This window comes from Mangrovicoccus sp. HB161399 (assembly GCF_013184745.1).
In the GTDB taxonomy this organism is placed as follows: domain Bacteria; phylum Pseudomonadota; class Alphaproteobacteria; order Rhodobacterales; family Rhodobacteraceae; genus Mangrovicoccus.
In genome coordinates this window covers 1-5,696 of the sequence record NZ_JAATVU010000151.1, presented here as the reverse complement: position 1 = coordinate 5,696, position 5,696 = coordinate 1, and the positions used below count along the sequence as shown (strand labels likewise).

Genomic DNA, 5,696 nt, shown 5'->3' with positions numbered 1-5,696 from the left:
GGCCTCGTGCGCCGCATCCGGGACCCAGACCGCCGTCAGTTCGCCAGCGCGATGCAGCTTCGCCAGCATGACGGCATCGCGACGGTCCGTCTTCACACGATCTCCGCTCCTGACCGGTATCAGAGAGGGGGCGACCACAACGCAGTTTTGACCAATCTCGGTCAGCTGCCGGTGGAGCCCATAGCCGCAGGGACCTGCTTCATGGCAGAAATGAAGCTTGCCGCCGCCAGCACCCAGTTTCTCGGCCAGCTTGAGAATCGCCTCCGCCCGGTTCGGGATCGTGCCCCAGTGGCGGACTTCGCCGCGCCGTTCTCCCGCCGCCACGGCCACCGAAATCGTTGCCTTGTGGACATCCAGCCCGATGAACATGCTATCCTGCATCTGGTCTCTCCCCCATTCTTGAGGCTCGGCGCCAGCCCGTCTGGCGCAACCCTCGAAGGAGAATGACGCGGGACAGGCCGCCGACCTAGTCGGCTCACCCCGCGATCATGGGGTCTAGGGCCGTTGGTATGAGAGCTCCCTTCGAGCGCGCGCTTGATAGGCATCCCTTGTCGGCACGGGGTAAGCAAAGTGATTCCTTGTCGACGGGTCGCGACGAATCGTGATAAACTCCAAGTATTCGTAGATATTATTGGCATTAATATTTGCCTATAGGTTGAGCCGTCAATTCCGTTTGCAGAACGCCCCTGGCCCGAAACGTTGCGCACCCCGAAATGCTGCGGTCGGGCACTATCAGGGACTGATGAAATCGGGATTCAGGGCATGCTTCAATAGTCTAATGTTTCTCTAGGTTGCTAATTAGGTGGCGGTAGATCGGCAAGATGGTCACGCAAGATAATACTTCCAAGTTCAGAGCAAGTTTCAGAGTTTCGCCCCCGCCCAACAACGGCGATGACGCCGACACGATCGACATTTTTGAGATCTTTCGGAATGTCTGGCGTCGCAAATGGCTGGTCATCGGATGCGCCGGGGTCTTCGGCGGCCTCGTGGCGATTGGCGTCAGCCTCGTCACCCCGCGCTATTCGGCGACCGCGAAGGTTATGCTGAACCCCCGGGAAACCCGCGTGGTCACCTCGCAGGAGGTCGTTTCCGACCTGGATCTCAGCAACCCGGTCATCGAAAGCGAAGTTGCCCTGATTCAATCGAGTGTCCTTCTCGAAAAAGCCCTGCGCGAGATCGGGCGGGAGAACCTCGTGGAGTTCGAACCACAGCAGACCGGGCAACCGCGCTGGTCGGCCCGACTCGATCACGCGATCCAGTGGACGACACGCTTTCTTGAAGGAAATGCGCCGTCGGCCCCCATCGAAGAAGCGCTCGAGGACCCCGAGGAGCCGATGGAAGATGCCGCGGAAACGCCCTCTGCCATCGAGACCCAGGACGACACTTACCGGCGGCTCGTCGGGCACGTGCGGCAGTTCGTCAACGTGAACCAGCAGGGCGGGTCCTACGTGATTTCCATCTCGGCCCAGGCCGAGAACAGCCATCTGGTCGCGGCGCTCGTCAACACGATCGCGGATCAGTATATCGTCAGTCAGCTCGAGGAGCGTATCGAGGGCACACGCAGGGCCAACAAATGGCTCGAGACGCGTGTCAACGATCTGCGCGAACAGGTGGCGGTGGCGGAAGGCGCGCTGGAGACCTACCGCGCCAACAAGGTGGTTGCCGACGGCGGAAGCATCGACACCGCGCTGCAGCAGCTCGCCGCCATGTCCTCGCAGCTGGTCTCGGCCCGGGCGGACAAGGCCGCCGCGCAGGCGCGCTATACCCAGATCCGCGATCTGGTGGCGGCCGAAGGGGTCGCCGCCGCAAACGAGGTGCTCAATTCCCAGCTGTATACCACGCTGCGCGAGGACCTCGCCCTGTTGATGCGCGAACGGGCGGAATACAGCACGCGCTATCGGCCCAACCACCCCCAGATGCTGCGCATTAACGCCGAAATCGCCCGCGCCGAAGAGGACCTCAACGACGAGGTTTCCAAGATCATCAAGGGGTTGGAGCAGGAGGTGCAGGTGGCCGAGGTACGCGAGCAGTCGATCGCGGCGGATGTGCTTGCCCTGGAAGAGCGGGTGTCGACCATCTCGCGCACTTCGACCGAGCTGCTCGACCTCGAGCGAGAATCCAACGCCCTGCGCAGCGTCTTCGAAAACATGCTGTCGCGGCTGAAAGAAACCCGCGCGCATGAGGCCCTGGCCCAGGCCGAAGCCAAGGTCATCGAAAGCGCGGTGCCGCCGAACACCCCCTCCTATCCGCGCTCCAAACTGCTCGTCTCCGCCGCGACCGTCGCGGGCGCGGGGCTTGGCCTCGGTCTGGTGTTGGTGCTCGAGCTGAGCTTCAAGGCCTTCCGCTCGCCGCGGCAGCTGGCACGGGACACGGCTCTGCCGGTGCTCGCCGTACTCTCTGGTTTTCCGCGCCGTCGCTGGCGGGACAAGACGCCGACGACGCTCGCTCAGGTCCGAGAGGCCGCGAACGGTGACTACGGCGAAGGCGTGCGGCAGCTCCGCACAACGCTGATGTTCCTATCGTCCGAACCGCCGCGCAGCATCGTCCTCAGCAGCTCGCTGCCCGGCGAGGGCAAGACCCACGCGGCCCTCACCCTGGCCCATATGAACATGATCATGGGCAAGCGGGTCGTCTTCGTCGATTGCGATTTCACCCACGTGCGGCTGTCCAAGGCCTTCTGCTGGACGGGCTCCGCCGACCTCGCATCGGTGCTGCGCGGCGACGCGCAGCTGAAGGACGCCATCATCTCGGACCCGTCGGTTGGTTTCGACGTGGTGCCGACGCTGGGACAGGCCGCGCATATCTCCGATCTTCTGCCCCCGGGTCGGTTTCGGGCCATCGTGGAGGAGCTCCAGAAGTCCTACGACCAGGTGGTGATCAACGCACCGCCGATCCTGAGCACCGCCGATGCCCGGGTCATCGCCCGTTCGGCCGATGCGCTGATCTACCTCGTGAGGTGGGACAGCACGCCAACGAACAGCGTTCGCCAGGGGCTGGCGCTGCTCGCCGAACTCGGGGTGACGCCGCTCGGCACGGTGATGACGGGGGTCGACACCAAGCGCCTCGCCGAATTCCGCGAGGGGTCGCACTCGATTCCCAAAAAGAAGGCCTTCGCCACATGACCCATCGGTACCGACAGTTACGCAGGCTTCCGGACCTTCTCTTCGCCGCCGTGATGACAACCCTTTTGCTCGGTGCCCCGGCTCCGGCGCTTGCCGAGATGTATCGGCTGGTCGTCGGCGACATGCTCCGGGTCAGCATCCTCGGCGATCCGGAACAAATGGAGAGCAAGGTCGACCTCGACGGGGCGCTGCGCCTGCCGCAACTGGGGAGCGTTCAGGCCGAGGGTCTTACGATTGATGAGATCCAGGAGCGGCTGACCCATGAGATCGAAGAGACCGGCCTGCACGTCTCGCCGCGCATATCCGTTTCGATCCTCGAATATGCGCCGATTATCGTCTCGGGCGCGGTCAACCTGCCGGGGCGCTTCCCCTTCAGTCCGACCCTCACCGCCCGCGCTGCCGCAGGACTGGCCGGCGGCGCGCAACTCCCCGGAATCGAGACCGGAGGGCCGGGCCTGCAAGCCGTCCAGGTCGTCGGCGATCTGCGGGAAGTCGAAACCGAGATTGTCGGCACCGCCATCCGGATCGCCCGGGTCGAGGCCCAGCTCGAAGAGCACGACTCGGTCGTCTTCGACCCCGCCGGCCTGCCCTTCGAGCCGCACGACGCAGCGCTTCTGGATCATCTACTGTCGCGCGAGCAGGGCATCTTGGACGAGGATCGCGCCTCGACCGCCGAACTGCACGGCATCCGCCAGATCGAGCTGCAGAACTACGACCGGCAGATCGAGATTCTGCTCGAACGGAGCAAGGTGCAAAACGAGCTGATCCGGATTCAGGCGAATGAGCGCGCCGCGGCCGAGGCGCTCGACGAGCGCGGCCTGCGCACTCGCATGGACATGGCGCGGCTTGAGCGGAACGATGCGAGCCTGCAGGCTCAGGTGCTCGACATCGAGGCCGCCCTGTCACAGGCGCGCACGCGCCGCGCCGACCTTGCCGGTACGATCACCAAGACACGCTCGGATCGACGTTTGGAGCTGCTCGCGGACTCGGTGAAACTGCGCGCCGAAATGGAGCAGCTGCTCGTGAAGCGGCAGACCGTGCTGGCCAAGATCGCGCTGCTCGGGGACCCGGCCGTCATCGCCCTGGCCGACGGGCCGGTCACCAAAGTCATCTACACGATCCGGCGTCGTCTCAGGGGAGAGATCGAGACATTCGACATGGGGCCCGACGACGGCATTCTTCCGGGCGACACGTTGGAAATCGGATTCAGCGAGCCGATAGTGCCGATTGCAGCGGGGTTGGCCTCGGCCACAAACCGCAGTCTCAACTGAGGGGTCCGCAGGGCATTGTTGCAGAAGTCGGCTTCAAGACGCGATGCCCCTTTCCCCATCTGAGGTCAGGCCACGCGCTCGCTCTCGGCGGTGCCGAGATCGTTAAAGCGGTTCATGAGAGCCACGCGTATATGGATTTCGGCGATCTGGCGGTCCGGGTCCCTCGAGGCGATCCGCCCGCCGAAGGACTTGAGGTTCCTCATCCTGGCTTTGATCCTGCTTCGGACAGGCATTGTTGCAGAAGTCTGCGTCGGGGCGTGATGCCCCTTTCCCCAGCTGAGGTCAGGTCACGCGCTCAATCTCGGCCGTACCGAGAGCATTGAAGCGGTTCATCAGGGCAACTCGGATGTGGATCTCGGCGGTCTGGCGGTCGGGGTCCCTCGAAGCAATCCGTTCGCCGAAGGACTTGAGGTTCCGCATCCTGGCCTCGATCCGGCTGCGGATGTGGTAGCCGGACCACCGTTTCCAGATCGTCCGGCCGGGGCGCCCGGTGGCCCGCAGGATGTCGTTGCGGACCAAGGCGGCAGGGCAGTCCTCATTCCACAGGCGGCCATTTCTCCGGATGGGAATGATCGCCGTGCCTCCGTGCGCGAGGATCGCCGAATGGCAACGGCGGGTGTCGAAGGCGCCATCGCCAGTAGCGGTGCCGATTTCCTCGTCTTCCGGGATCTGTTCGAGAAGATCAGGGAGCACGGGGCTGTCGCCCTCGCGACTGGAGGTGAATTCCACCGCCCGGATGTCGCCGGTGCTTGTGTCCATCGCCAGATGGACCTTGCGGTACTGGCGCCGACGATGGGCGCCGTGCTTCCTCGCCAGCCACTCGCCGTCGCCCAGGAACTTGATGCCGGTGCTGTCCACGAGGAGGTTGAGCGGGCCCGGAGCACGGCGGACAGAAAGATTTACGTTGATTGTCTTCTGACGTATTCATCCGGCGAGGGCCGCCTGACGGGTTTGGCGCTTCGGTGATAGGTCCGACCTTATGCGCGACCTTATATTCGAACCCAAGATTGAAGTCCTGTCAGCGGCGGACGGCGTTCGCCGACGGCATTGGGACGACGCGGACAAGGTCCGCATCGTCGAGGAGAGCTTGCGTGGCCATCGCCAGGTGAGCGCCACCGCGAGACGCCAGAGCTATGGCTGAAAATGGGTGATGGGGCCTGAGAAGGCGGCGTATCGTGGCGGGTGTCGAAGCCTGCCAGAACTTCCAAAAGGAACGATACGCCTTGTGTGGTTGCCGCCCGTGATGCAAGAAGTTTTTGACCCTTGAGCATGTGATCGAGCGCGGTCTTGTGTCAGGCCTGTT

General features: G+C 63.8%; 3 protein-coding genes and 4 pseudogenes. 4 read left to right on the top strand and 3 right to left on the bottom strand.

All coding sequences use genetic code 11. The annotated features are described in order from the left end of the window. Nucleotides 1-381, bottom strand: a 381-nt coding sequence (locus HCC78_RS31315) for a transposase (RefSeq protein WP_172332634.1), incomplete at its 3' end; no start/stop codon positions are given. Nucleotides 382-821: 440 nt separating this feature from the next. Here HCC78_RS31315 and HCC78_RS35090 point away from each other — a divergent pair. The 4 genes and pseudogenes from HCC78_RS35090 to HCC78_RS31305 form a co-directional block, all read left to right on the top strand. After that, nucleotides 822-1,163, top strand: a pseudogene (locus tag HCC78_RS35090) (Wzz/FepE/Etk N-terminal domain-containing protein); the annotation flags it as partial. An 870-nt stretch (nucleotides 1,164-2,033) separates the two neighbouring features. After that, nucleotides 2,034-2,306 (top strand): annotated as a pseudogene (locus HCC78_RS35085) (GNVR domain-containing protein); the annotation flags it as partial. Between the two features lie 204 nt (nucleotides 2,307-2,510). After that, nucleotides 2,511-3,122, top strand: coding sequence for a CpsD/CapB family tyrosine-protein kinase (locus tag HCC78_RS35080; protein ID WP_371743965.1), 612 nt, complete (start codon nucleotides 2,511-2,513; stop codon nucleotides 3,120-3,122). Further along, nucleotides 3,119-4,393 carry a polysaccharide biosynthesis/export family protein gene (locus HCC78_RS31305; RefSeq protein WP_172332632.1) on the top strand — a complete coding sequence of 425 codons (1,275 nt, stop codon included), beginning with the start codon at nucleotides 3,119-3,121 and terminating at the stop codon, nucleotides 4,391-4,393. Before HCC78_RS35080 ends, HCC78_RS31305 begins: the two co-directional genes overlap by 4 nt. A 65-nt stretch (nucleotides 4,394-4,458) precedes the next feature. Here HCC78_RS31305 and HCC78_RS31300 read toward each other — a convergent pair. Together HCC78_RS31300 and HCC78_RS31295 are read right to left on the bottom strand one after the other, a co-directional pair. Further along, nucleotides 4,459-4,602: pseudogene (locus HCC78_RS31300) on the bottom strand (IS5/IS1182 family transposase); the annotation flags it as partial. A gap of 73 nt (nucleotides 4,603-4,675) precedes the next feature. Then, nucleotides 4,676-5,314, bottom strand: a pseudogene (locus HCC78_RS31295) (IS5 family transposase); the annotation flags it as partial. Nucleotides 5,315-5,696 lie beyond the last annotated feature (382 nt).

Bases quoted from the DNA above. Each gene is read 5' to 3' on its own strand.
- HCC78_RS35080 (WP_371743965.1), top strand. From the start codon at position 2,511: ATGTTCCTATCGTCCGAACCGCCGCGCAGCATCGTCCTCAGCAGCTCG.
- HCC78_RS31305 (WP_172332632.1), top strand. From the start codon at position 3,119: ATGACCCATCGGTACCGACAGTTACGCAGGCTTCCGGACCTTCTCTTC.